General features: G+C 53.6%; 18 protein-coding genes. 12 read left to right on the top strand and 6 right to left on the bottom strand.

What is annotated here, in order from left to right; translation table 11 throughout:
* Window positions 1-134: 134 nt before the first annotated feature.
* The 7 genes from rlmD to bglB all read left to right on the top strand — a co-directional run bounded on the left by rlmD (window position 135) and on the right by bglB (window position 11,368).
* Window positions 135-1,469: a 23S rRNA (uracil(1939)-C(5))-methyltransferase RlmD gene (gene rlmD, locus DDT52_RS04555; protein ID WP_136155320.1), complete on the top strand. Its 1,335-nt coding sequence runs from the start codon at window positions 135-137 to the stop codon at window positions 1,467-1,469.
* A gap of 68 nt (window positions 1,470-1,537) precedes the next feature.
* Window positions 1,538-3,769: a GTP diphosphokinase gene (relA, locus tag DDT52_RS04550; protein WP_136155319.1), complete on the top strand. Its 2,232-nt coding sequence runs from the start codon at window positions 1,538-1,540 to the stop codon at window positions 3,767-3,769.
* Window positions 3,770-4,097: 328 nt separating this feature from the next.
* Window positions 4,098-4,913, top strand: a complete 816-nt coding sequence (gene mazG, locus DDT52_RS04545; RefSeq protein ID WP_136155318.1) for a nucleoside triphosphate pyrophosphohydrolase — start codon at window positions 4,098-4,100, stop codon at window positions 4,911-4,913.
* Window positions 4,914-5,139: 226 nt separating this feature from the next.
* On the top strand, window positions 5,140-6,777 hold the full coding sequence (gene pyrG / locus DDT52_RS04540) for a glutamine hydrolyzing CTP synthase (protein ID WP_136155317.1): 1,638 nt from the start codon (window positions 5,140-5,142) through the stop codon (window positions 6,775-6,777).
* Window positions 6,778-6,866: 89 nt separating this feature from the next.
* Window positions 6,867-8,168 (top strand): phosphopyruvate hydratase, encoded by a 1,302-nt coding sequence (eno, locus tag DDT52_RS04535; protein ID WP_136155316.1) that lies wholly within the window; start codon window positions 6,867-6,869, stop codon window positions 8,166-8,168.
* 454 nt (window positions 8,169-8,622) lie between these two features.
* Window positions 8,623-10,185 (top strand): MFS transporter, encoded by a 1,563-nt coding sequence (locus DDT52_RS04530; RefSeq protein ID WP_136155315.1) that lies wholly within the window; start codon window positions 8,623-8,625, stop codon window positions 10,183-10,185.
* A 43-nt stretch (window positions 10,186-10,228) separates the two neighbouring features.
* Window positions 10,229-11,368 (top strand): beta-galactosidase BglB, encoded by a 1,140-nt coding sequence (bglB, locus tag DDT52_RS04525; protein WP_136155314.1) that lies wholly within the window; start codon window positions 10,229-10,231, stop codon window positions 11,366-11,368.
* Window positions 11,369-11,408: 40 nt separating this feature from the next.
* On the opposite strand, the gene DDT52_RS04520 is transcribed toward bglB, so the two are convergent.
* The gene (locus tag DDT52_RS04520) at window positions 11,409-12,374 is read right to left on the bottom strand and encodes an MBL fold metallo-hydrolase (RefSeq protein ID WP_136155313.1); all 966 of its coding nucleotides are present in this window, start codon (window positions 12,372-12,374) and stop codon (window positions 11,409-11,411) included.
* A gap of 201 nt (window positions 12,375-12,575) precedes the next feature.
* Between DDT52_RS04520 and queE the strand changes: the two genes are divergently transcribed.
* Window positions 12,576-13,247, top strand: coding sequence for a 7-carboxy-7-deazaguanine synthase QueE (gene queE / locus DDT52_RS04515; protein WP_136155312.1), 672 nt, complete (start codon window positions 12,576-12,578; stop codon window positions 13,245-13,247).
* A 66-nt stretch (window positions 13,248-13,313) separates the two neighbouring features.
* Here the strand turns inward: queE and queD are convergent, their stop codons facing one another.
* Together queD and DDT52_RS04505 are read right to left on the bottom strand one after the other, a co-directional pair.
* The gene (queD, locus tag DDT52_RS04510) at window positions 13,314-13,676 is read right to left on the bottom strand and encodes a 6-carboxytetrahydropterin synthase QueD (protein WP_136155564.1); all 363 of its coding nucleotides are present in this window, start codon (window positions 13,674-13,676) and stop codon (window positions 13,314-13,316) included.
* A gap of 103 nt (window positions 13,677-13,779) precedes the next feature.
* Window positions 13,780-15,114 carry a glycoside hydrolase family 28 protein gene (locus DDT52_RS04505; RefSeq protein ID WP_136155311.1) on the bottom strand — a complete coding sequence of 445 codons (1,335 nt, stop codon included), beginning with the start codon at window positions 15,112-15,114 and terminating at the stop codon, window positions 13,780-13,782.
* Between the two features lie 626 nt (window positions 15,115-15,740).
* Between DDT52_RS04505 and DDT52_RS04500 the strand changes: the two genes are divergently transcribed.
* Window positions 15,741-17,033 (top strand): ABC transporter substrate-binding protein, encoded by a 1,293-nt coding sequence (locus tag DDT52_RS04500; protein ID WP_136155310.1) that lies wholly within the window; start codon window positions 15,741-15,743, stop codon window positions 17,031-17,033.
* 11 nt (window positions 17,034-17,044) lie between these two features.
* On the opposite strand, the gene DDT52_RS04495 is transcribed toward DDT52_RS04500, so the two are convergent.
* Entirely contained in the window at window positions 17,045-18,739 is a 1,695-nt protein-coding gene (locus DDT52_RS04495) for a hypothetical protein (protein WP_136155309.1), read from the bottom strand.
* A 281-nt stretch (window positions 18,740-19,020) separates the two neighbouring features.
* Here DDT52_RS04495 and cysJ point away from each other — a divergent pair, with 281 nt between their 5' ends.
* Genes cysJ through DDT52_RS04480 form a run of 3 tightly spaced genes read left to right on the top strand, consistent with a single transcriptional unit; the run spans window position 19,021 to window position 23,339 of the window.
* A complete protein-coding gene (gene cysJ, locus DDT52_RS04490) occupies window positions 19,021-20,859 on the top strand; it encodes an NADPH-dependent assimilatory sulfite reductase flavoprotein subunit (RefSeq protein ID WP_136155308.1) in 1,839 nt (612 codons plus the stop codon).
* Window positions 20,859-22,592, top strand: coding sequence for an assimilatory sulfite reductase (NADPH) hemoprotein subunit (cysI, locus tag DDT52_RS04485; RefSeq protein WP_136155307.1), 1,734 nt, complete (start codon window positions 20,859-20,861; stop codon window positions 22,590-22,592). Before cysJ ends, cysI begins: the two co-directional genes overlap by 1 nt.
* A gap of 12 nt (window positions 22,593-22,604) precedes the next feature.
* A complete protein-coding gene (locus DDT52_RS04480; protein ID WP_136155306.1) occupies window positions 22,605-23,339 on the top strand; it encodes a phosphoadenylyl-sulfate reductase in 735 nt (244 codons plus the stop codon).
* A 4-nt stretch (window positions 23,340-23,343) separates the two neighbouring features.
* Here the strand turns inward: DDT52_RS04480 and eutR are convergent, their stop codons facing one another.
* Both eutR and DDT52_RS04470 read right to left on the bottom strand, forming a co-directional pair.
* Window positions 23,344-24,384: an HTH-type transcriptional regulator EutR gene (gene eutR, locus DDT52_RS04475; protein ID WP_136155305.1), complete on the bottom strand. Its 1,041-nt coding sequence runs from the start codon at window positions 24,382-24,384 to the stop codon at window positions 23,344-23,346.
* A 134-nt stretch (window positions 24,385-24,518) separates the two neighbouring features.
* A complete protein-coding gene (locus tag DDT52_RS04470) occupies window positions 24,519-25,898 on the bottom strand; it encodes an aldehyde dehydrogenase family protein (RefSeq protein ID WP_136155304.1) in 1,380 nt (459 codons plus the stop codon).
* Between the last annotated feature and the right edge of the window lie 158 nt (window positions 25,899-26,056).

Genomic DNA, 26,056 nt, shown 5'->3' with positions numbered 1-26,056 from the left:
GGTTCCAATGTGGGAGAATTAAGCACGGCTTACCCGTCGTCTTCCAAATTGCAGATATTGGGTTCTCTGCATCTTGAAATCTATTGGGTATATAAAGTTTAAAAATTATTGTACTGATAAAACGATCGTAAACTATGGCGCAATTCTACTCTCCAAACCGGCGCGTGACGACCCGGCAAGTGATCACTGTGACGGTGGACTCCCTGGATCCTTTTGGACAAGGGGTGGCACGGCATCAGGGAAAAACCATTTTTATACCGGGTGTCCTGCCAGGAGAACAGGCGGAAATCCAACTGACGGACGAAAAGCGCCAGTTTGCCCATGCTAAACTTAAACGCATTTTGACGCGCAGCGCAGAACGGGTTGAGCCAGCTTGCCCGCATTTCAGCACCTGCGGCGGTTGCCAGCAACAGCATGCCGGCATTGAATTGCAACAGCGCAGCAAAGCGTCGGCGTTGACGCGCATGATGGCCCATGAAATGGGGTCGTCGCCGGCGGTGACGATTATCGCCGGGCCATCTTATGCCTACCGGCGGCGCGCCCGGCTTGCGTTATACTTCCAGGCGAAACAGCAACGGTTGTTTATGGGCTACCGACAGTCGGGGTCCCACGACCTGGTGAACATTAAAACCTGCCCGGTGTTACGCCCGGAACTGGGAAATCTGCTGCCGCCGCTGCATGACTGCCTGAGCCGCCTGCAAGCGGCAAAACGGTTAGGGCATGTCGAATTGGTTTTGGCGGACAATGGGCCGCTGGTGGTGTTGCGCCATCTCGATCCGCTAAGCGCGGCCGACACGCAGGCGCTGCGTGATTTCGCGCAACAGCAGGATGTCGCGGTTTATCTGGCGCCCGATGCGGAGTCTCTGACGTGTCTTTCCGGATCAACGCCGGTGTATCAGATTGCGGGACTGGATCTGGCGTTCAGCCCGCGGGATTTTATTCAGGTCAATGACGCGGTTAACCAGCAGATGGTCGCGCAGGCACTGGCCTGGCTGGACGTTCAGCCACAGGATAGAATATTGGATCTGTTCTGTGGCATGGGCAACTTTACGCTCCCGCTGGCGCAGCGGGCGGCCAGCGTCGTTGGTGTGGAAGGCGTGACGGCGCTGGTGGAAAAAGGGCGCGAGAACGCCCGGCGTAACGGACTCGGCAATGTCACATTTTTTCACCAAAATCTTGAAGATGACGTCACTCTACAGCCCTGGGCAGCCCAGGGTTTTGATAAGATATTGCTTGATCCGGCACGAGCTGGCGCAGCAGGCGTGATGACGCAGATTGTCAGACTTGCGCCCCAACGTGTGGTTTACGTTTCCTGTAATCCCACGACGCTGGCGCGTGACAGCAAAATATTGCTCGCTGCCGGTTATCGGCTGGCGAATGTTGCTATGCTGGATATGTTTCCACATACCGGACACCTTGAGTCGATGGCGCTGTTTTTGCCCGGTTCGGGTGGGGCGGATACCCGGTAAATTTCAGGATGCAGGAAACCAGAGCGCCTGCGATTTGAAAGACGACGGGTATAACGTAGGGAGAAATTATGGTTGCGGTAAGAAGTGCGCATTTGAATACGGCTGGTGAATTCGTACCTGACGCGTGGATTGCTTCGCTTGGCATCGCCAGTCAACAGTCATGTGAACGTTTAGCCGAAACCTGGCGCTACTGTGAACGGCAAACGCAAGCTCATCCCGATGCCTTGCTGCTGTTATGGCGCGGTATCGAAATGGTGGAAATCCTCTCCACGCTGAGTATGGACAATGACAGCATGCGTGCTGCCATGCTGTTCCCCCTGGCCGATGCCAATGTGGTGGATGAAGCCACATTGCAGGAAGAATTTGGCAAAAATATCGTCGATCTGGTGCACGGTGTACGCGATATGGATGCGATCCGCCAGCTGAAGGCGACGCAGCATGATTCGGTTGCCTCGGAACAGGTGGATAACATACGCCGTATGCTGCTGGCGATGGTGGAAGATTTCCGCTGCGTGGTCATCAAGCTTGCCGAGCGTATTGCGCATCTGCGCGAAGTGAAGGACGCCCCTGAAGAAGAACGGGTGCTGGCGGCCAAAGAATGTACCAACATCTATGCGCCGTTAGCCAACCGGCTGGGGATTGGCCAGCTCAAATGGGAGCTGGAGGATTTTTGCTTCCGCTATCTGCATCCCGATGAGTACAAGCGTATCGCGACGTTGCTGCACGAACGCCGTATCGATCGCGAACAGTACATTGACGATTTCGTCAAAACGCTGCGCGCGGCAATGAAAACGGAAGGGGTTCAGGCCGAGATTTATGGCCGGCCGAAGCATATCTACAGCATCTGGCGCAAGATGCAGAAAAAAGCCCTGTCGTTCGATGAACTGTTCGATGTACGCGCGGTACGTATCGTGGTGGAGCGCTTGCAGGATTGCTACGGCGCGTTGGGGATCGTGCATACCCATTACCGTCATCTGCCGGATGAATTTGATGACTATGTCGCCAACCCGAAACCGAACGGTTATCAATCCATTCATACCGTGGTATTGGGGCCGGGTGGAAAAACCCTTGAGATCCAGATTCGTACCCGTCAAATGCATGAGGATGCCGAACTGGGCGTCGCCGCGCACTGGAAATACAAAGAAGGCACGGTTGCCGGCGGGCGTTCCGGTTATGAAGGCCGTATCGCCTGGCTGCGCAAGCTGATTGCGTGGCAGGAGGAGATGGCGGATTCCGATGAAGTGCTGGATGAAGTCCGCAGTCAGGTGTTTGACGATCGTGTTTATGTGTTTACGCCCAAAGGCGATGTGGTTGATTTGCCAGCGGGCTCGACGCCGCTCGATTTTGCCTATCACATTCACAGCGATATCGGCCATCGCTGCATCGGGGCGAAAATCGGCGGACGTATCGTGCCGTTTACCTACCAGTTACAGATGGGCGATCAGATTGAAGTGATCACCCAGAAACAGCCGAACCCGAGTCGTGACTGGTTGAATCCGAACCTGGGGTATATCACGACCAGCCGCGGACGCTCAAAGATTCACAACTGGTTCCGCAAGCAGGATCGCGACAAGAACATTCTGGCGGGGCGGCAGATTCTGGATAACGAGCTGGAGCATTTGGGCATTAGCCTGAAGGCGGCGGAAAAACTGCTGTTGCCGCGTTATAACGTGAACTCGCTGGACGAGCTGTTGGCCGGTATTGGCGGCGGCGACGTGCGTCTCAATCAGATGGTTAATTTTCTGCAATCGCAGCTTAACCAACCCAGCGCTGAAGAGCAGGATCGTGAGGCGTTACGCCAGCTGACGCAAAAATCACAGCAGCCGCCGGCGCGCAGTAAAGACAACGGCCGCGTGGTGGTGGAGGGGGTGGGCAATCTGATGCATCACATTGCCCGCTGCTGTCAGCCGATACCGGGTGACGAGATCACCGGATTTATTACCCGCGGTCGGGGAATTTCCATTCACCGCGCCGACTGTGAGCAACTGGACGAGCTGCGCAGTCATGCGCCGGAGCGCATAGTTGACGCGGTGTGGGGCGAAAGCTATTCCAGCGGTTATTCGCTGGTGGTGAGGGTGATAGCGAACGATCGCAGCGGTCTGCTGCGTGACATCACCACCATTCTGGCGAATGAGAAAGTCAATGTGTTGGGCGTGGCAAGCCGCAGCGATACCAAACAGCAGTTGGCGACGATTGATATGGATATCGAAATATACAATCTACAGGTTCTGGGCCGCGTTTTAGCCAAACTCAACCAACTGCCGGATGTGATTGATGCCCGCCGCCAGCAAGGGGGATGACGGGTGATGATGGGGTATTTCCCTTCGCGTAAAAATTGCGCTGAGGAACAACAATCTCCAGGATGAGTGGCATGGATGCCACGAAAGCCGCTGCCGCGTAGGGAACGCGTCAGCGGCGGTCCGTCAGGAGATTGTTTTTCCGAAGGCACCGCGAAGCGGCGCAATCCTCGCGAAAAAGACCGGGGTCACGGGGCGGCGTCGATTGGACGCCCCGTGTCGGGCGCGTCGCAGATGCGGAAAAGATGCTCGGAATTTATCGCGCACGAAACCTTCCCCTTACCCTCATAATCCGCCGTAGAACAATAATCGTTTAATTTTCAGGAATATTATGACTGTATCTGCAATGAACTCACCCGCGATTGAGCGCCTGCTCACTATCATGAAAACCCTGCGCGACCCGGAAAACGGTTGTCCGTGGGATCGCAAGCAGACGTTTGACACCATTACGCCCTATACGCTGGAAGAAACTTACGAAGTGCTGGATGCCATCAGCCGTAAAGATTTTGACGATCTGCGTGGTGAGCTGGGCGACCTGCTGTTTCAGGTGGTGTTTTATGCGCAGATGGCGCAGGAACAAGGGTTGTTCGATTTTTCCGACGTCTGCGACGCCATCAGCGATAAGCTGGAGCGGCGCCATCCGCATATTTTCGCCGATGCGGCGACGCCGGTGGACAGTGAAGCCGCACTGGCAAGCTGGGAGCAGACCAAGGCTCAGGAAAGGTCTGAAAAAGATCGCCACTCACAGTTGGATGATATTCCCGAGGCGTTGCCTGCGTTAATGAAAGCACAAAAAATTCAGCAGCGCTGCGCGTCCGTGGGTTTTGATTGGGACAGTTTAGGGCCGGTTGTCGACAAGGTTTACGAAGAAATTGATGAAGTGATGCATGAAGCCCGGCAAGCCGTTGTTGATGAAGAAAAACTGCGTGAAGAGATCGGTGATTTATTGTTTGCGACGGTCAACCTTTCCCGTCACCTGGGGCACAAGGCTGAACGCGCGCTGCAAGAGGCCAATCGCAAGTTCAGCCGGCGTTTTCGTCAGGTAGAACAAATTGTTACGGCATCCGGCAAAACGCTGGAGCAGGCAACGCTGGAAGAGATGGAAGCCGCGTGGCAGCAGGTCAAACAGCAGGAAAAAGACCGTTGATTTGATTTTTATCCCTATATCATCATTTTTATGGTTTTTAATTCGTAATTAAATGATTTTAAAATGATTATTGATTAATTATGGACGAGGATAAACCCCTGTGGCCGACGGGTTGGAATCGCCGCGATGAGTAAAACGAACATTTGTGGCGTTCATCAGGTTCCGGTATACTACTTTCCCGTCTTGGTACTTCCATCGTCTTTAAACCTAAACTCTCAGGTTCAGCATGACAACTAATTATATTTTTGTGACCGGCGGGGTCGTTTCCTCTCTGGGTAAAGGCATTGCCGCAGCCTCTCTGGCGGCTATTCTTGAAGCCCGTGGCCTCAACGTTACCATCATGAAACTGGACCCGTATATCAACGTGGATCCGGGCACGATGAGCCCGACGCAACACGGCGAAGTGTTTGTCACCGAAGACGGCGCCGAAACCGATCTTGACTTGGGCCACTACGAGCGTTTCATTCGCACCAAGATGTCGCGCCGTAACAACTTCACCACCGGCCGTATCTACTCTGACGTATTGCGCAAAGAGCGCCGCGGCGACTATCTGGGCGCCACGATTCAGGTTATCCCCCACATCACCAATGCCATTAAAGAACGTATTCTGGAAGGCGGCGAAGGCCATGATGTCGTTCTGGTTGAAATCGGCGGCACGGTCGGGGATATCGAATCTTTGCCATTCCTTGAAGCGATTCGCCAGATGGCGGTGGAAGTCGGCCGGGAACATACGCTGTTCATGCATTTGACGCTGGTGCCTTACCTGGCGGCGGCCGGAGAAGTGAAAACCAAACCGACTCAGCACTCGGTGAAAGAGCTGCTTTCCATCGGTATTCAGCCGGATGTGCTGATTTGCCGTTCTGACCGAACCGTCCCTGCCAATGAGCGTGCAAAGATTGCTTTATTCTGTAATGTGCCGGAAAAAGCAGTAATATCCCTTAAAGACATTGATTCCATTTATAAAATCCCGGCGCTATTGAAATCACAGGGTCTGGACGATTATATTTGTAAACGATTCAGCTTGGATTGCCCGGAAGCGGATCTGTCCGAATGGGAGCAGGTTGTTTACGAAGAAGCGAATCCGGGCGGCGAAGTGACCATCGGAATGATTGGCAAATATGTCGCCCTGCCGGACGCCTATAAATCGGTTATTGAAGCGCTGAAACATGGCGGATTGAAGAACCGGGTGACGGTAAACATCAAGCTTATCGACTCACAGGACGTTGAAACCCGTGGTGTCGAAGTATTGAAAGATTTGGACGCTATCCTGATTCCCGGCGGTTTTGGCTATCGGGGCGTGGAAGGTAAGGTGATGGCGGCGCGTTACGCCCGTGAAAACAACATCCCTTATTTGGGCATTTGTCTGGGAATGCAGGTCGCATTAATGGAATTTGCCCGTAACGTGGCGGGTATGGATGGGGCAAACTCCACTGAGTTTGTGCCAGACTGTAAGTACCCGGTCATTGCGCTGATTACGGAATGGCGTGATGAAGACGGTAATATCGAAGTACGCGATGAAGCGAGCGATCTGGGGGGAACCATGCGTGTTGGCGGGCAGCAATGTCACCTGACCGAAGGCAGCCTGGTTCGTCAGCTTTACGGTGAAACGACGATTGTTGAACGTCACCGTCATCGTTATGAAGTCAACAATATGCTGTTGAAACAGATTGAAGCGGCGGGATTACGGGTTGCTGGCCTTTCCGCCGACCGCAAGCTGGTGGAGATCATCGAATTACCCGATCATCCATGGTTCGTGGCCTGTCAGTTCCATCCGGAATTTACATCAACGCCGCGTGATGGACATCCACTGTTTGCCGGCTTTGTAAAAGCCGCTGGCGCTTATCAAAAGCGTCAGTTGAAGTAAGGGTTTTGCCAGCAACGCGCGATCTGTACCCAATAGATCGCGCGTTGTTCGTCTGAGGTTTTAGTTTAACTTGTACTGAGGAAAATCTAATGTCCAAAATTGTTAAGGTCATCGGCCGTGAAATCATCGACTCACGCGGAAACCCAACTGTTGAAGCGGAAGTTCATCTGGAAGGTGGTTTTGTTGGTCTGGCTGCTGCGCCATCAGGGGCTTCCACTGGCTCTCGCGAAGCGCTGGAACTGCGTGACGGTGACAAATCCCGTTTTCTGGGCAAAGGCGTAACCAAAGCGGTTGCTGCGGTTAACGGCCCGATTGCTCAGGCCGTTCTGGGTAAAGATGCGAAAGATCAGGCGAACATCGATAAAATCATGATCGACCTGGATGGTACTGAAAACAAATCCAACTTCGGCGCTAACGCGATTCTGGCAGTTTCTCTGGCTAGCGCCAAAGCCGCCGCCGCTTCCAAAGGCCAACCGCTGTATGAACACATCGCTGAATTGAACGGCACTCCGGGCAAATTCTCTCTGCCTCTGCCAATGATGAACATCATCAACGGCGGCGAACACGCGGACAACAACGTTGATATTCAGGAATTCATGATTCAGCCTGTTGGCGCGAAAACCGTTAAAGAAGCGATCCGCATCGGTTCTGAAATTTTCCACAATCTGGCAAAAGTGTTGAAAGCCAAGGGCCTGAACACCGCGGTTGGTGATGAAGGCGGCTATGCGCCGAACCTGGAATCCAACGCTGCGGCACTGGCTGCTATCAAAGAAGCGGTGGAAAAAGCCGGTTATGTACTGGGTAAAGATGTGACTCTGGCCATGGACTGCGCGGCTTCCGAGTTCTACAACAAAGAAACCGGTAACTACGAACTGAAAGGCGAAGGCAAAACCTTTACCTCTCAGGAATTCACTCACTATCTGGAAGGCCTGACCAAAGAATATCCGATCGTTTCTATCGAAGACGGTCTGGATGAGTCTGACTGGGATGGTTTTGCTTATCAGACCAAAGTTCTGGGCGACAAAATCCAGCTGGTTGGTGACGATCTGTTCGTAACCAATACCAAAATCCTGAAAGAAGGTATCGAAAAAGGTATCGCTAACTCCATCCTGATCAAATTCAACCAGATCGGTTCTCTGACCGAAACTCTGGCTGCAATCAAGATGGCGAAAGATGCCGGCTACACTGCTATTATCTCTCACCGTTCTGGCGAAACCGAAGATGCAACCATTGCCGATCTGGCGGTAGGGACTGCGGCCGGCCAGATCAAAACAGGGTCTATGAGCCGTTCTGACCGTGTTGCCAAATACAACCAACTGATCCGTATTGAAGAAGCGCTGGGCAGCAGCCGCGCGCCGTTCAACGGTCTGAAAGAAGTTAAAGGCCAGTAATCACCGCCTGCTGCGTTTGTCGGAAGCCGGATCGGGTCTGACAAACGCATCGCGTTAACCGCAGAATCCAGAAGCGTTAATTCGTTTCTGGATTTTTTTATGGCGAGCTTTTCCTGCCCGCCACCTTGCAGGCCGTCGCAAGCGGCGTTTTTTATGCGCGTTTCTATCCATCCCGGTCGTTCCCGCCTCATTTCTTGTGATCGCCATAAACGAACCTAAGGTTCCTTTAAATTAAAATGGCTTTTTATAAAATCTTTGAAGCCGATCGGGTAATTCTTCCTCGTGGTGCCAGTGGATGGCATTCGGTGGCAAAAGCACAAAGGTTTTCAGTAGTGCCGGACGTTACCTTAATGCCATGGCGGCAGGATACCTGCCATCTTGAACGCAGTGAGATACGGCTCTTGTAACCCGCCATGACACCTTCATAAATAAAAATGACCGAGGAAGGATGGGAATGAAAACACGTAAAATCGGGTTGGCTAACTATTTAGCCTATGGCTCGGGCGACTTTCTTGGGGCTGGCACTACCGCGCTGACGGCCGCCTGGTTACTCTACTTTTACACCACGTTTTGTGGCTTAACACCGATTGAGGCAACCTTTATCTTTGCGATGGCCCGTGTACTGGATGCCGTCGTCAGTCCGTTAATGGGCTTCCTGACCGATAACTTTGGTTCGACCTGGCTGGGTAAACGCTTTGGTCGCCGTAAGTTCTTTATTCTGCTCGGTATCCCTTGCGTCTTCAGCTACAGCTTTATGTGGGTGGGCGATATGGGATATTGGTACTACCTGCTGACCTACTTACTGTTTGATGTGGTCTATACCATGGTGCTGGTGCCGTATGAAACGCTGGTGCCGGAAATGACCGACGATTTCAAACAGAAAACCAAATTCTCCGGCGCGCGCATCGCGTTAGCTCAGCTGTCCGCTATTCTGGCCGCGTTTTTACCGGGGATTTTGCTGGGCTATTTCGGCAAAGACAATGCGGTTTCGTTCTTCTATTCCAGCCTGGTGTTCTCCATCATCTGCGCGATGGTGCTGACGCTGGTCTATTTCTTCACCTGGGAACGGCCGCGCGATCAAATGTCGGAAGCGTCGCTGCGGGCGGAAAAAGAGCGTCAGTCCTTGTCGCTGGTTGATAGTCTGAAGCGATTGAATGTCGAACTGTTGTCTACGTTGCGCATCCGTATTTTCCGCCAGCATCTGGGGATGTATCTGGGCGGTTATATTGCGCAGGACGTGTTTAACGCCGTATTTACCTACTATGTGGTCTTTGTGCTGATGCAGAGTCCGACCGTCGCTTCCAACCTGATGGGGACGATGGCGATTCTACAGTTTATTTCCGTGATTGCGATGATCCCGCTGTGCATTCGTTTCGGACCTGCGCCGTCTTACCGTTTGGTCGTCTGCCTGTTCGGATTGAGTGCGGTTTCCTACTCCATTCTGTGGTACAGCGGCCTGCAAGATACTTTCTCACTGCTGCTGCTGATCTCTGCGCTGGCGGGTTTGGGCCGCGGCGGGATCAACTATGTACCGTGGAACACCTACACCTATATCGCCGATGTGGATGAAGTGATTACCGCCCAGCGTCGTGAGGGGATCTTCGCCGGCATCATGACGTTGACCCGCAAGGCTTCTCAGGCCGGCGCGGTGATGCTGGTGGGGATCGTGTTGCAGCTATCCGGTTTTGTCTCGGGCCAGAGCGTACAGGCGCCGGGCGTTAGCCATACTATTCTGATGATCCTGAGTTTTGGCACCGTAGGCGTTCTGGCGTTGGGATTCCTGGTTTCTCTGCGCTTCAAACTCAATTTGCATACGCACAGCATTCTGCGGGAAGAAACGCTGAAAATGCGTGAAGCCGGACGCCCGATTCCCGAAAAAATCACGCCGGAAGCGCGAGCTGTGGTCGAAACGCTGGCGGGGATGCCGTATGAATCCCTGTGGGGCAATAACAATATCGGCTACCTTAACCGCCACAAGAAGGCCAAGACACCCACCGCGCCGATGACCCAGTCCTGAATGTCTTGAACTGTTGAATGATAACTAAATTGGATAAATGACTATGACCGTATTCAGTGTAAAACATAGCCCGCTATTACGTCAGCCAGAGCACTTCATTTCCCGTGAAGAACTGAAAGCACTGATTTGCCGTATCACCGACAATCTGGTGAATATTGAAGATAAAACCGGCGAGTTTTTGTTACGGTTGGACGATGGTCGGGTGATTGATACCAAAGGTTGGGCAGGCTGGGAATGGACGCACGGCATCGGCTTGTACGGTATTTATCAGTATTACCAGCAAACGGGCGATAAACAGATGCGGGCCATCATTGATGACTGGTTCACGGCGCGTCTGGCTGAGGGAACGCCGACCAAGAACGTCAACACCGTTTGTCCTTTCCTGACGCTGGCTTATCGCTATGAAGAAACGCGCAATGCCAACTGGGTGCCGTATCTGGAGCGCTGGGCCGAGTGGGTGATGTATGAAATGCCGCGTACGCAAAAACAGGGTCTGCAACACATTGTTTATAACAATGAAAACACCGAGCAGATGTGGGACGACACGCTGATGATGAGCGTGTTGCCGCTGGCAAAAATCGGCAAACTGCTGAACCGTCCTGAATTTGTGGAAGAGGCTACCTATCAGTTCCTGCTGCATGTTCAATATCTGATGGATCGTGAGAGCGGTCTGTGGTTCCACGGCTGGACGTTTGAAGGGAAACATAACTTTGCCAGAGCGCGTTGGGCGCGTGGCAACAGCTGGCTGACCGTCGCGATCCCCGAATTTATCGAACTGCTGGAATTGCCGGAGCAGAATGCGACGCGGCGTTTCCTGTTGCAGGTGTTGGAAAGCCAGCTTGAAGCGTTGGAGAAATATCAGGACGACAGCGGTCTGTGGCATACGCTGCTTGACGATCCGAAATCATATCTCGAAAGCTCGGCAACAGCCGGTTTTGCTTACGGTATTTTGAAAGCGGTGCGTAAGCGCTATGTGGATAAACGCTATGCGCCCATGGCGGAAAAAGCGATCCGCGGTGTGATTGGCAACGTGAATGCCGAAGGGGAGCTGGTTCAGGTGTCATTCGGAACCGCGATGGGGCAGGAACTGGATTATTACCGCCAGATCCCGTTGACCTCGATGCCTTACGGGCAGGCGATGGCGATTCTTTGCCTGTCAGAGTACCTGCGCGTTTACCTGTAATCGCCGCAGCGGACATCCCGCCGGGATGTCCGCTACCAATCTAGTCCGTCAGTCCCGCCACGCTGTAATTAATCGGAACCCAGCGATAACCGGATTTCTCATCCGCCTTAACGTGACCGATGCCAGGGAATGAAATATGCGTTCCGGCCACCCAGTAGCCCTGAGCGGCGGCATCCGCCAGCACTTTACTGCGGGTTTGCGCCGCGGTATCCATATCGGAATCAAAGCTGATGGTGGTCGCCGGTACGGGGAACTGCACCGCCGCAACGTGAATGATATCCCCCCATATCAGCAATTTCTGTCCTTCGCTCTCGACCCGGAAAGCCGTATGACCGGGAGTATGACCGGGCGCGGGCAGCGGCGTAATACCGGTAAAGAGCGGATGCTCAGCGGCAAAGGTTTTCAGCTTATTGGCTGACTGGATGGCGCGAAAAGTATTCTGCACCCGTTGGAACGCCGGTTTCTGCGCTTCACTGGCCTGTTTCAGATTTGCTTCGCTGAGCCAATAATCGGCCTCGATCTGGCTAACGTAGACGGTGGCGTTGGGAAAGGTGAGTTTGCCATCGGTAATCAGGCCGCCGAAGTGATCGCCATGCAGATGCGTCATTAATACGGTATCCACCTGCTCGGGCGTATAGCCGGAGGCCTTGAGGTTATTCAATACCTTACCGACGGAAGGATTGTTCTGTTTGCCATTGCCGGTATCCACCAGAATCAGGTTTTGTCCGGTGTTAATCAGATAAGTATTGATGGAGGTATCGACCGGGGCGGTCAGCGATTGTTCCGCCAGCAGGGCGTTGATTTGTTCCGGCGATGTCCGGGCCAGCAGTTTGTCGACCGGCATGGCGTTGGTACCGTCAGCCAGGGCGGTAACTTCAAATTGCCCCAGCGGCATGCGGTAATACCCCGACTGCGTGTTAACCTTTGGAACCGGTTGTGCCGTGGCGATAACGGGGACGAAAACAAACGCCAGTAACAGTAAAGCGAAAGATCTCAGTCGATTCATGTTTTTCGTTCCTTGTTAATAAGTTAGCGTTGAAATGGTCGATGCGGCATGCTTGTTGCCTGTTGATTATTAACCGTGTTGCAACATTACTCAAATCAAACGCCGGCATTTCAGCCTGAACGGTAATGGTGTGGGAGGTTTGGCGCGTAGACCTGCGATCTGCGATAATGCCTCTTTGAGTCAGCGTGATAGTGGGAAAACATGCAGTACCCGATTAATGAAGTGTTCCAGACATTACAGGGCGAAGGCTATTTTACCGGTGTTCCGGCGGTATTCGTGCGCTTGCAGGGCTGCCCGGTAGGCTGTAGCTGGTGTGATACCAAACATACCTGGGACAAACTGGCCGATCGGGAAACGTCGCTGGATAAGATTATCGTCAAAACTCAGGAAAGTGATGCCTGGGGAGCCGCCACTTCCGAGGATATTCTGGCATTGATGGCGCGTGAAGGTTATACCGCCCGTCATATCGTGATCACCGGTGGTGAGCCCTGCATTCACGATCTGGCGCCGCTGACGCTGTTGCTGGAACAGCACGGGTTCAGCTGTCAGATAGAAACCAGCGGGACGCATGACGTGCGCTGTTCACCCAACACCTGGGTAACGGTTTCGCCCAAGGTAAATATGCGTGGCGGCATGAAGGTGCTCGATCAAGCGTTGCAACGGGCTGATGAAATCAAGCATCCGGTTGGCAGGGCACGAGATATCGAGGCGCTGGATGAATTGCTGGCGCGCCTGGACGATGACAAGTCGCGTATTGTGGCGCTACAGCCGATCAGTCAGAAAGACGAAGCAACCAAACTGTGTATTGCGACCTGTATTGCCCGTAACTGGCGGCTTTCCATGCAGACGCATAAATATTTGAATATTGCCTGAGGCGGGCGGCGTGAAGACGCAGCCGTTTCACGCCGCCTGAAGAGAACCCACGGTCAGGATGATCGCTTATTCACCTGTGTAGATACACCCAGCGGTGCAGGTTTCTTTTACCATCACGGCGCTCAGTTCCGGCAAGGAGGGTTTCAACTGTTGCCAGATCCAGTGGGCCAGCACTTCGCTGGTCGGATTTTCCAGCCCGGGAATATCATTCAGATAATGATGATCCAGTCTTTCCCAGGTCGGCTTAAACGCCGCTTTCAATTCAGCGAAATCCATCACCCAGCCGGTATGCGGATCAACCTCGCCGGTGATTTCCAGCCGAACCATAAAGGAATGCCCATGCAGGCGCCCACATTTATGCCCTGCCGGCACATGGGGCAGGCGGTGAGCGGCTTCAAACTGAAAATCTTTAAATAGCGTGGTTGCCATGGCGATGCTCTCAATTTCTTTCAAACGGGAAAACCGTCGCATACTACCGGAAAGTGTAGCCTGAAGCACGTTTCGTCATGACCCGGAAATAACCTGAAGCCACTTATTCCTTCAATTGTACCATCTCGTCGTGATGCCAGCCCGCGGGGAGAGGCGATGGACGATGCAGCGTCAGGTGGCTGACAACCAGATTGTCGACCCCGCGCGCAAACAGTCCGGGCATTCCCTGCGGATAATATTCCACGCCATAGGCGCGGCCGGTTGCCGGATTGACCCGGTAGGCATTATCCAACCCCATCCCGGTCGGCCGTTCCGGATTGCATGGCGGACGTATGTCATACATGCCTTGTTCCGGTGACGGGCTTTGCCGTTGTTCAAGATATACGGCATGGAAGTGGATATCGCGGATATAGCCCGGCGGTGTGCTGTGCAGATTAATCGCCCCTTCGCTGATGCCCGAGAGCTGAGAAAACTGGACGGTTTCGATGCGGCCGGGTTCAATGGCCGGATCGCGATAGCGCACGGAAATAAATACCGGATCGGCTTTTCCCCAGTGGCACGGGTGCGCCGCGAGACACTGAAACGTAATATTGCTGAACTGAATGCGTCTGAACGCGCCGCCATCACGGGAAATCAGGCCGATACCGCGATTAGAATCATAAATGGCGCAGTTGCTGACGGAAATGTCTTCAATATCGGCAAAGGTTTCAGTGCCGATTTTCAGCGCGCAACTTTTGGATCGCAATAGACAGTTGGTTATCACCATCTGTTGGGCCTTGCGCTGCAAATGAACGGGTTTGGCCGTGGTCTTGATGCATAGCGCATCGTCGGCGGCGCTCAGTGAACAGTTGCTGATTTGTACCTGCTGGCAACTGTCGAGATCCAGCGCATCGGTATTGGCCATGGTCAGATCGTTATCAATCGTCAGCCGTTCAACGATGATCCGACGACAGCTCACCAGATGCACGGTCCACATCGGCGCACGTTCAATGGTGAAATCGCGCAATTGAATGTGTTCGCAATCTTCAAAAACAACCATGCGTGGCCGGTATTGGGCGGGCAGACGATAGCCCTGATCGTCGGGTTCGGCAGAGAAATAGGCATCGGCATTGCCAATAATTCTACCCTGACCGCACAGCGTGATATTGCGTTGCTGGCAGGCATACAGGAATGCGCGGTGGGATAGCTCGGCCACGCTGATGGTGTTGGCCTGAGTGAATTGCTCATAATCCCCGCTGACGATCAGTTCAGCCCCGGCCTCCAATTGCAGGCAGAAATTCGACGGTAGCAGCAGCCCTCCCAGCAGATAGCGCCCAGGTTCAACAATCAGCGTACCGCCGCCGCGAGCGGCGATCTGGTCAATCGCCTGCTGAAAAACGGCGGTATCCAGCGTGATACCATCGGCGGCGGGGGAATACGACTGAATAGATATCCTCATGTTGTTATCCTGTCTGTACATCCGTTGATGGCGTTATTGCAGCACGTTTTCTCCCATCTGACAGCTATGGTGTGATGAAAATCACCGGGTTCTGGAGAAGAATCACAGCGCACCATCATTGCGCCGGTGAAGTGTGAATGACCTGACTTCCGGTCTTTTGGGGTCGGGAACGCGTGTGTGTTTCATCACACTTTTACGACGGTACCTGTCTGTGGCCAGGTGTCGAAACGTCTTCCTGTTGGTGTGGTGTTTTTAATTTGTGAATTAAATCTCCTTTTGATGTGTTCCGTAAGTTAATGGTGTGAGAGCGTGCGGTATTGTTGACCGACGGGAGAACGGTATAGCGTTGAAACGTCCTCTGATCATGCGGAGGTATAACGATTTCTTCTGTCAGTCACGCAGAACGCGCGTTTATCCGGGATTACGTCTGGTGAAGACATCAGCAATCCGCCTATCTTGTTATCGTCGGGAAGAGGCCAGTGTCCGCCCGATCCCTATCCTGAACTGCTATACCCGTCATCTTTCAAGTTGCAGGCGCGTTGGCTTCCTGCGCCTCGAAATCCATTGGGTATATAACAAGCTGCACATAACCGGAGCAGCGCGATAACAAGCTCGTCGGGGGAAAAATGAGATTACTGATAGGACTGATTTTCATCGCTTTTTCTGCGCTGTGTGCGGCACAGACGAATGAACCTGTGGAACTGCGCATTTCCTGGTGGGGCGGCAACAGCCGTCATCAGGCAACATTGGCCGCATTGGACGCGTTTCAGAAAAAATATCCCAATATTACCGTGAAGGCGGAATACACCGGCTGGGACGGGCACCTGTCCCGGCTGACCACGCAAATCGCCAGCGGCGAAGAACCCGATGTATTGCAGGTGAACTGGAACTGGCTGCCGATATTCTCCAAGTCCGGCACGGGTTTTTACGATTTGACTCGTCTGCAAGACACGCTGAATTTACAGGATTTCCCTGAAGATGCGCTGACGCCAGCCACGATTGACGGCAAAGTGAATGCCATATCCACCTCTTTGAATGCCCTGGTCATGTACTACAACGCAGAAACCTGGAAAAAAGCCGGCTTACCGTATCCGACTACCTGGGATGAACTGTTTCATGCCGGCAAGGTATTCAAAGAGAAATTAGGCGACAGCTATTTTCCTCTCGCCTCGCCGGCTCAGGACAGCGGTGAAGGGATTCTGGAGCTGATTAACTACTACATGACGCAGAAGTATCAGATAGGGATGATCGATGAGAAGAATAAACGCTTTAACTACACGGAAGAGCAATGGATCGAGGCCTTTCGTTTCTACCAGCGTTTGACGAATGAACATGTGATGCCTTCGTCGAAATACTATAACGCTTTCGGCAAGGTCGGCATGTATGAAACACGCCCCTGGATTAACGGCGAGTATGGCGGCGCGCATCTGTGGATTTCCGTCGTGAAGAAATATGCCGATCCGCTGACGGCGCCGGGTAAGCTGGAGCTGGGGCCTTACATTATGACGCCGGGGTCGGAGAATTCAGGGCAGTTCTTTAAACCGTCGATGCTGTTTGCCATCAGCAAAAACACCCGGCATCCGAAAGAAGCGGCCCTGTTGTTGAATTTCCTGATGAACGATCCGGAAGGCAGCTTGCTGGTGGGCACCGAGCGCGGTATTCCACTCAGCCGTATTGCCCGTCAGGCGTTGGCGGAGAAGCAACTGCTGGATAACAGTGACTTGTCGGTGGCCGGACTGACGCAGGCGCTGGAAAAACCGATGCAAACGCCAGTATCCTCTTATCTGGAGGATCCGCAGCTCGCCAGTCTGATCCTGCAAACCATCGAGCAGTTGGATTACGGCAACAAGAGCGTGGAAGTCTCCGCGAAAAACTTTAGCAACTCGGGTAATCGTATTTTGCAGCGCGTCATCCGCTAACCATACAACGCTCATTTACCGGTGCTGTTCGCCAACGCCGTCAGCTGTTCTTGCAGGCTGTCAGCCAGTGAACGGGGGCGTTCGGCATCGAACATGACATGCATACTCACCGGGTAATCCCGGTGTTGCAGGCAAAAATCATCCATCTCATGCCCGAGTCCATACAGCGCCTGAATGTTGGTTTTGCCGATTTCCCGTAGCGTCCAGTTATTTTCCACCAGTTTGCAGTAATGGAGCGTAAAAAACGCTTTCTGCGCATGCACAAACGCACGGCAATACAGCGCCAGTCCTCGCCACTCCTGTAACCAACGCTGTCTCAGCGCATCTGGCATCGTGTACTCGCGGGTAAATTGCAGGGCAGCCTGCTGACACTGTTCCGCCAACTGCCAGGCGAGATCTTTCTCTTTGGCAATCTGGTACAGGTTTTGCGCGGCCAGTTCGGACTGCTGCGGATCGAAGGTGATATCCCGTCCCGATCCCGGCAGCCAGTGATTACGGTTCAACTGCCCATACAGGCTCCAGATCGCCTGACCGTAGCTGGTCGGCAACATACTGTGACGGTGAAAAACATGGTGGCGGGCATACAGCGATAGTGAAATCGCCTGATGAGCCTGTTCCAGTAAAGCGAGCATCGCCTGTCGCGCGGCATCGTCCGGTTGCCACTGATAGCGTTCGGCCAGCCATTGGCCGAAAAGGGTGGCTTCGCTGGTGGGGGGCGCATTTTTACTCAGTAATCTGGCACAGGCGAACAGCGTGAATTCGCTCAGCGTTCCCAACACGCTGTGGTTATCGACGCCTTCCCAACTGATACGGCAAAGCACGCTGGCAATGGCGGGGTTTTTTTCCTGACACCACAGCAACCGGCCTTGTACTTCGGTATAACGGATAAACGGCAGATTGCCCCAGCAGACCTCTTCCCCGGCCAAATCCAGCTCCACCCAGATTTCGCGTCCGCTGACCTCCAACAAGGCCGGATTGTTGGGAAACTCAGGCCAGAAACGCTCCGGCGTCATCTTTATTGCCACGGAAACAAACTCAGGCAGCGCACTCATGGCATTGAGCACATTGCTGATATCATCATGACTGGCGGGGAACGCGCGTAGCACCAAATGACGCTGGTGATAGTGCATTACCCGCGCCACGGCGGAAAATAGCCGATGATAGATCTGTTCGCTGTCAGATTCCGGCGGCCAGTGTGCGGCGGCGGGCGTCAGTCCGTTCATCTCATCCCCCGAAGGGGCAGAAAAGCGCAGCAGACTATCGCTGTTGGAGATGGCCAGCAACAGACCGCTTAAACGCGGGATCTGTTGCAGCAGCAGCTCGACTTTGGCAGACAGATACTCGCACCAGAAATCGGTATCCATCCGGAGGCTGTGCTCGTCGTCCAGCAATTCCGGATGATGCAATAGCAGTTCGGTAGGAAACGACAGCTCTTTACATTGCAGATAGAATGTCAGCCCCTGTTCATGGCAGTAGGCCGCCACCTGATTCAGATAAATACAGCGCGAGCGCTGCTGGCTGCTGATGCGATCGTCGAAACGGGCATGGTTATACGCTTTCGGTGTCACCAGTTTGTCCAGTAAATCCGCCGATCCCAGCACCAGCGTGTTGAATCCCTGCTGGCGGGCATACGTCACGACCTCAATAACGCGATCCCAATGCCAGATGTCCTGAGTATTCAATTCCAGCGCGCGGCGTTGCCACATCTTTGATTATTCCATCCGTCACCTGAGTGTTGATCGCGAGTATAGCGCCCATTCGGAATGGCGCTGGAATCATTCAAATCATCAGCGCAGTAAAATGTGACCTATAACACTTTAAGCAATAAGGATTATCAGAAAAACCATTTAGTCATTTTGGTTATTTGATATGTCCATCATTTCTTTAATTGTTAAGATGCGGATGGTTAACCTTATGTGCCACTCATCTTTTTATTTCACTTATTTGCATTAGTAGCGGCTACAAAGACAAGGAATTAGCGATCATAATGAAAACTCCGGTTTCTCCTACTTCGTTGCTCCCGTTGAGTGCGGATCAATTAACGCGTTTGCAGGCGGCAACCGGTGATTTTTCGCCTGCGCAGCTTGCCTGGTTGTCCGGTTATTTTTGGGGGCTGCTGCAACAGCCGACAGAACAATCGCCATCAGGCATCGCGACGGGCTCCGCCAGCGCGGGCTCACCGGCGGCAACCGCCGCGCCGGTTCCTGGTATCACCCTGATTTCCGCGTCTCAAACCGGCAATGCCCGTCGGGTTGCCGAGCAACTGCGTGACGATCTGCTGGCGGCGAAACTGACGGTCAATCTGGTTAACGCGGGCGACTATAAATTCAAACAAATCGGTCAGGAAAAGCTGCTGCTGATCGTGACGTCGACCCAGGGAGAAGGGGAGCCGCCGGAAGAAGCCGTTGCCTTGCACAAATTCCTGTTTTCCAAAAAAGCGCCGCAGTTGAACGATACCGCGTTCGCTGTTTTGGGGCTGGGCGATACCTCATATGAATTTTTCAGCAAGGCGGGGAAGGATTTTGATCGCCGCCTTGCCGAACTGGGGGCGGAACGACTGCTGGAGCGCGTGGATGCCGATGTGGATTATCAGGCGGCGGCGGAACAGTGGCGGCGCCAACTGGTGGATCTCTTGCAGGCGCGGCTGCCCGCGCAGAGTGAGGCCGCGGTACAGGCCAGCACCCGCGGCGCGCTGGATGAAATTACCAGCAGCCCCTATAGCAAGACTGCTCCTTTGCACGCCACATTGTCGGTGAATCAGAAAATTACCGGACGTAACTCAGAAAAAGATGTACGTCATATCGAGATCGATCTGGGCGATTCCGGCTTGCGTTACCAGCCTGGCGATGCGCTGGGCGTGTGGTTTGATAACGATCCCGCGCTGGTGCAGGAAATTCTCGAACTGCTATGGTTGAAAGGCGATGAACCGGTGAACGTTGAAGGAAAAACGCTACCGCTATCGCAGGCGCTGAAAAGCCACTTTGAACTGACGCAGAACACCGCACCGATTGTTGAAAAATATGCCGCGCTGTCCCGTGATGAAACATTGCTGGCGCTGGTGAGCGATAAATCCGTGCTACAGCAGTTTGCCCAGCGAACACCGTTGGTGGACATGGTGCGCCAGGCGCCGGTGGAACTCATGGCCGAGCAGTTGATCGGTCTGCTGCGCCCGCTGACGCCGCGTTTGTATTCCATCGCGTCTTCACAGGCCGAAGTGGAAAGTGAAGTGCATATTACGGTTGGCGTCGTGCGCTATGACATCGATGGCCGGGCGCGGGCGGGCGGTGCTTCCAGCTATCTGGCCGACCGCCTGAACGAAGACGATGAGATTCGGGTATTTATCGAATATAACGACAATTTCCGTCTGCCCGTCAACCCGGAAACGCCGGTCATCATGATTGGCCCGGGGACGGGGATTGCGCCGTTCCGCGCTTTTATGCAGCAGCGTGAGGCCGAGGGAGCGGAAGGCAAAAACTGGTTGTTTTTCGGCAATCCGCACTTTACCGAAGATTTCTTGTATCAGGTTGAATGGCAGCGCTACGTAAAAGACGGCTTGCTGACCAACATTGATTTGGCGTGGTCACGCGATCAGGCGCACAAGGTGTATGTGCAGGATAAACTGCGGGAAAAAGGCGCGGAAGTCTGGCGCTGGCTCCAGGAGGGAGCTCACCTGTATGTCTGTGGCGACGCCAACCGAATGGCGAAAGATGTCGAACAGGCATTACTGGACGTGGTGGTTGAGCACGGTGGCATGGATATCGAGCAAGCCGACGAATTTTTAAGTGATCTGCGCCTTGAGCGCCGTTATCAGCGAGATGTGTACTAATGAGCGAAAAATTATCTGTAAGTGAAAAACATCCCGGCCCATTAGTGGTAGAAGGGAAACTCGCTGATGCCGAACGTCTGAAACGGGAAAGTGACTTTTTACGCGGTACGATAGCCGAAGACCTGACGGATGGCCTGACCGGCGGCTTCAATGGCGACAACTTTTTACTGATCCGTTTCCACGGAATGTATCAGCAGGACGATCGCGATATCCGTGCCGAGCGTGCCGAGCAGAAACTGGAACCCCGGCATGCGATGATGCTGCGCTGCCGTTTGCCCGGCGGAGTGATCACGCCAAAACAGTGGTTGGGCATTGATAAATTTGCGGCTGAAAATACGTTGTACGGCAGTATCCGTCTGACCAACCGCCAGACGTTCCAGTTTCACGGCATCCTGAAGTCAAATGTGAAACCCGCGCACCAGTTGCTGAACAGCGTAGGGCTGGATTCGCTGGCGACCGCCAATGATGTGAACCGTAATGTGCTGTGTACCTCGAATCCGGTGGAATCCGAACTACACCAGCAAGCCTATGAATGGGCGAAGAAGATCTCTGAGCACTTGCTGCCGCGTACCCGCGCCTATGCCGAAATCTGGCTGGATCAGGAGAAGGTCGCCACCACGGACGAAGAGCCGATTTTGGGGGCGACCTATCTGCCGCGTAAGTTTAAGACCACCGTGGTGATCCCGCCGCAGAACGATGTGGACCTGCATGCCAACGATCTCAACTTTGTGGCGATTGCCGACAATGGCCGTCTGGTCGGGTTCAATGTGCTGGTTGGCGGCGGGCTGTCGATTGCGCACGGTGATAAGGCAACCTATGCGCGCACGGCCAGTGAGCTGGGCTACATTGCCGTTGAGCATACGCTGGCGGTTGCGGAAGCGGTGGTCACGACCCAGCGCGACTGGGGCAATCGTACCAACCGTAAGAACGCTAAAACCAAGTACACGCTGGAGCGCGTTGGTGTTGAGACGTTCAAACAGGAAGTGGAAAAGCGAGCCGGGGTGAAATTTGAGGCGATTCGTCCGTATGAATTCACCGGGCGCGGCGATCGCATCGGCTGGGTTAAAGGTATTGATAACAAATGGCATTTGACGCTGTTTATCGAGAATGGCCGTATTCTGGATTATCCGGGGCGTCCGCTGAAAACCGGTCTGGCGGAAATTGCTAAAATTCATAAGGGCGATTTCCGTTTGACGGCAAACCAGAATCTGATCGTTGCCGGTGTCTCCGCGCGTAGCAAAGCGAAGATTGAAGCCCTGGCGCGCGAACACGGTCTGATTGATGATGGCGTGACCGAGCAGCGTAAAAACTCCATGGCCTGCGTATCGTTTCCAACCTGTCCGCTGGCGATGGCGGAAGCGGAACGTTTCCTGCCGACATTCGTCACCAGGGTTGAAAATATCATGCAGCGGCATGGCGTGGGCGATGAGCATATCGTGCTGCGCGTAACGGGATGCCCGAACGGCTGTGGTCGTGCGTTGCTGGCCGAAATCGGCCTGGTGGGGAAAGCGATTGGACGCTATAACCTGCATCTGGGCGGCAACCGTGAGGGAACGCGTATTCCGCGCATGTATCGCGAGAATATTAATGAAACCGAGATCCTGGCCGAAATTGATCGGCTGATTGGCCTCTGGGCGAAAGATCGTCGCGATAATGAAGGTTTTGGCGATTTCACCATCCGTACCAACATTATCAAACCGGTGCTGGATCCCGCCCGCGATTTTTATGACTGACAGGAGATCCTGATGTCTGAATTTAATCTTGACGCGCTTAATGCCTTGCCGAAAGCGGAGCAGAGTGCCGCGCTGGCTGCCGTGAATGAGCGGCTTGAGTCGTTGTCTGCGCAGGAAAGGGTCAGTTGGGCGCTGGAGCATCTGCCGGGGGAATATGTGCTTTCCTCCAGCTTTGGGATTCAGGCGGCGGTGTCGCTGCATTTAGTGACACAGCGACGACCGGATATCCCGGTCATTCTGACGGATACCGGCTATCTTTTTCCGGAAACCTACCAGTTTATTGATGCGCTGACCGATCAACTGAAGCTGAATCTGAAAGTGTATCGTGCCGCTCTGTCACCCGCGTGGCAGGAAGCGCGTTACGGTAAGCTATGGGAGCAGGGGGTTGAAGGCATTGAACAGTACAACCAGATAAACAAGGTCGAACCCATGAATCGCGCGTTGAGCGAACTCAACGCGCAGACGTGGTTTGCCGGGTTGCGGCGGGAGCAATCCGGCAGCCGTGGGCATCTGCCGGTTCTGGCGCTTCAGCGCGGCGTATTTAAATTCCTGCCGATTATCGACTGGGACAATCGTCAGGTTTACCAATACCTGAAGCAAAACGGCTTACGCTATCACCCGCTGTGGGATCAGGGCTACTTGTCCGTGGGGGATACGCATACCACCCGTAAATGGAAACCGGGAATGAGCGAGGAAGAAACGCGATTTTTTGGGCTCAAACGCGAATGCGGACTGCACGAAGGATGACGCGTTAATGCTGCAAACGTCGTCGTAGCGTTAATGACGGTTTCTCGTTGAATAATTTCTGGTAATCGCTGGAGAATTGCCCCAAATGCCAGAACCCCCATTGCATTGCCGCATCCTGAACGGTGTGGTGCTGGGAGTATGGACTGGTGAGTTCACGGCGTACCGCATTGAGGCGGATGATTTTAAGCCATGCATTAGGCCCTATCCCCAATTCGCTGTGAAAGGTATTTTGTAATGTACGCCGGCTGACATGCAGTTGTCGGCATAACTCGAGAACGGTCACCGGTTCTGACGTTTGGTTCAGCACGTATTCACGCGCAAAAGAGATCAGTTTCCGGTGATTTCTGTTCTGTGCCCGATCGGAAGAGGGTTGTACGTTTTCCAGAAAGGAAATGAGCGTTGTCAGCAGGTTATGTTTGAGCACTTTTCCCGCATTCTTTTGTTTCATCAATTGCGGGGAGTGGCAGCCATATCCGAGCGCGTGACGAATAAAAGCGCAGAGCGTTGCTTTTTTGTGGGGATCCATCATCAACGCGGTTCCCTGATTCAAGCGCTGGGTCAACCATTCAGGGTCATTCAACGCGTCGATATACTGATAGAGTACATCGTGAGAGATCACCACTCCCATAATGGAAAAATCATCGGGCGTCGTTAACTCAAACTCTTTGCCGCCGGGACTGACGGCAATAGAACATTTGTCTAATTGCTGTGAGCCAATAAACCCCATGCTTTCCTGAGCAGCGGGAATGCCGAACCAGAAAGAGCCCGGCCATACCATGCAGGACTGGCGTAATGCGAGATTGGTATATTCATGACAGAGTTGAACGCCGTCTAACAGCAACTCCTGAAGCTCTCCGTGGAAATGACCTGGCGAAACCTGATCGTAAAGCTGTTGCCAGGCCGTAATGGAACAGGATTGTGTGTAAACGTCCTGAGTTGAATACTGATGTATGTTTTGAGCCTCGCTCAAGGAAGACAACATCTTTTCTGGAGGAGAAACCAGAGCATCAAGATGGTGTAGCTGGGTAAGGTTACCTGTCCTCATGTGCGCTTACCTCCAATAAAACAATATGATACGTATCACATAACCCCATGTCCGGGCGTTATTGTCGAGCCGATACGTTATCTTTGGTTGCCGCACGCGGTTGACGGCGGCGGCAACGTGGCTTTCATTGATTCTTAAACGATACGAAACATATCCACCATCACGCAACGACGTATACGCACAAATGTGCGCGCTGACGTCACGCCTTCCCCGGTGGGCGTTGAAATGGTCATGGAGGTACAGCCTTCGCCGCCCAAACCCAACCCCGCGATACAGGGGCCGTTCTTCACAAAAATACTGGTATTGATAGCGCTGGCCATTTTGTGCAGGTTATTGATATTGGTCGAATGCATTGCTGCGGTGTGACGGCAGCCGCCTTCCAGACGCACAGCCAGCTCAATGGCTTCCTGCACATTACTCACGCGCACCACCGGAAGGACCGGCATCATCATTTCCGTGATGGCAAACGGGTGGTTTGCGTCGGTCTCTGCCAGAAGCAGGCGAGTCTGTTCGCCGACGTGCAATCCAATCGCCGCCGCGATTTTTGATGCATCGCGTCCGACCCAATCGCGGCTGACCCGCCCTCTGCCATTCTCATCAATATCGGTGAGTAAGACAGGCAGCAGCTGTTTTACCTGTTCGTCATCCAATAACACGGCCTGATATCTCTGCATTTCTGCCAGCAGCTCATCAGCAACGCTGTCAACGACGATCACGACTTTCTCATCAACGCAGATGATATTGTTGTCAAAAGATGCGCCACGAACAATCGCCCGCGCGGCCCGGTGAATATCGGCGGTTTCGTCCACGACAACCGGCGGATTGCCGGCACCGGCGGCGATAAGCCGTTTGTCAGTGTGTTTACGCGCCGCTTCCACTACCGCTTCACCGCCGGTGACGACCAGCAGGCTGATACCGGGATGGCGGAACAGGCGCTGGGCCGTTTCAATATTGGGATCCTCCACGGTCACCAGCAGGTTCTCCGGTCCTCCCGCCGCGACGATCGCTTTGTTCAACAGGCTTATGGTGTGCAACGAAACTTTTTTCGCCGAGGGATGGGGAGCAAAAACGATGCTATTGCCTGCCGCAATCATACTGATGGCATTATTGATCACGGTTGCCGCCGGATTCGTCGAGGGCGTGACCGAGGCAACCACGCCCCAGGGCGCGTTTTCAATCAGCGTCAGCCCATTGTCTCCGGTCACGACTTTCGCCGACAGGCTTTCCGTTCCCGGCGTGCTGCGTGCCTGAGACACGTTTTTGGCGTATTTGTCGACCACCCGGCCCATGCCGGTTTCTGCTACGGCCATCTCCGCCAGTACCTGAGCATACCGCTCTCCGGCCTGGCGGATTGCCGCGATTACGCTTTGACGCAAGACAACGTTATCCAATCGCTTCTGGGCCAGAGCCGCGGCGTTAACGGCATCGTCAAGCGATTCAAATACACCGTATTGTGCATCAAACTCGACAAACGGGTGTGCCGGGGTGCTTAGCGCTTGTGTTGACAGTTCCATATGCGCAATCCTCTTTTTATATCAATGAGATAAAACCTAACAGGTTCATAGTGGGCGAAGGTGAATACGGAAATCCCACTATCAACGTGAGGTACAGCGACCACCTGGTCGTCGAACGTGATCACACGAACACATCATCTGTCTTACGCTGGTCCGTT

It is taken from the genome of Brenneria roseae subsp. roseae (assembly GCF_003115845.1).
GTDB lineage: Bacteria > Pseudomonadota > Gammaproteobacteria > Enterobacterales > Enterobacteriaceae > Brenneria > Brenneria roseae.
The sequence above is the reverse complement of the archived record's forward strand: the minus strand, read 5'-3'. Positions and strand labels throughout refer to the sequence as shown.

Bases quoted from the DNA above. Each gene is read 5' to 3' on its own strand.
- DDT52_RS04495 (WP_136155309.1), bottom strand. From the start codon at position 18,739: ATGTGGCAACGCCGCGCGCTGGAATTGAATACTCAGGACATCTGGCAT.
- queD (WP_136155564.1), bottom strand. From the start codon at position 13,676: ATGGCAACCACGCTATTTAAAGATTTTCAGTTTGAAGCCGCTCACCGC.
- pyrG (WP_136155317.1), top strand. From the start codon at position 5,140: ATGACAACTAATTATATTTTTGTGACCGGCGGGGTCGTTTCCTCTCTG.
- relA (WP_136155319.1), top strand. From the start codon at position 1,538: ATGGTTGCGGTAAGAAGTGCGCATTTGAATACGGCTGGTGAATTCGTA.
- eno (WP_136155316.1), top strand. From the start codon at position 6,867: ATGTCCAAAATTGTTAAGGTCATCGGCCGTGAAATCATCGACTCACGC.
- DDT52_RS04480 (WP_136155306.1), top strand. From the start codon at position 22,605: ATGTCTGAATTTAATCTTGACGCGCTTAATGCCTTGCCGAAAGCGGAG.
- DDT52_RS04505 (WP_136155311.1), bottom strand. From the start codon at position 15,114: ATGAGGATATCTATTCAGTCGTATTCCCCCGCCGCCGATGGTATCACG.
- DDT52_RS04500 (WP_136155310.1), top strand. From the start codon at position 15,741: ATGAGATTACTGATAGGACTGATTTTCATCGCTTTTTCTGCGCTGTGT.
- eutR (WP_136155305.1), bottom strand. From the start codon at position 24,384: ATGAGGACAGGTAACCTTACCCAGCTACACCATCTTGATGCTCTGGTT.
- mazG (WP_136155318.1), top strand. From the start codon at position 4,098: ATGACTGTATCTGCAATGAACTCACCCGCGATTGAGCGCCTGCTCACT.
- DDT52_RS04470 (WP_136155304.1), bottom strand. From the start codon at position 25,898: ATGGAACTGTCAACACAAGCGCTAAGCACCCCGGCACACCCGTTTGTC.
- cysJ (WP_136155308.1), top strand. From the start codon at position 19,021: ATGAAAACTCCGGTTTCTCCTACTTCGTTGCTCCCGTTGAGTGCGGAT.
- DDT52_RS04520 (WP_136155313.1), bottom strand. From the start codon at position 12,374: ATGAATCGACTGAGATCTTTCGCTTTACTGTTACTGGCGTTTGTTTTC.
- bglB (WP_136155314.1), top strand. From the start codon at position 10,229: ATGACCGTATTCAGTGTAAAACATAGCCCGCTATTACGTCAGCCAGAG.
- rlmD (WP_136155320.1), top strand. From the start codon at position 135: ATGGCGCAATTCTACTCTCCAAACCGGCGCGTGACGACCCGGCAAGTG.
- DDT52_RS04530 (WP_136155315.1), top strand. From the start codon at position 8,623: ATGAAAACACGTAAAATCGGGTTGGCTAACTATTTAGCCTATGGCTCG.
- queE (WP_136155312.1), top strand. From the start codon at position 12,576: ATGCAGTACCCGATTAATGAAGTGTTCCAGACATTACAGGGCGAAGGC.
- cysI (WP_136155307.1), top strand. From the start codon at position 20,859: ATGAGCGAAAAATTATCTGTAAGTGAAAAACATCCCGGCCCATTAGTG.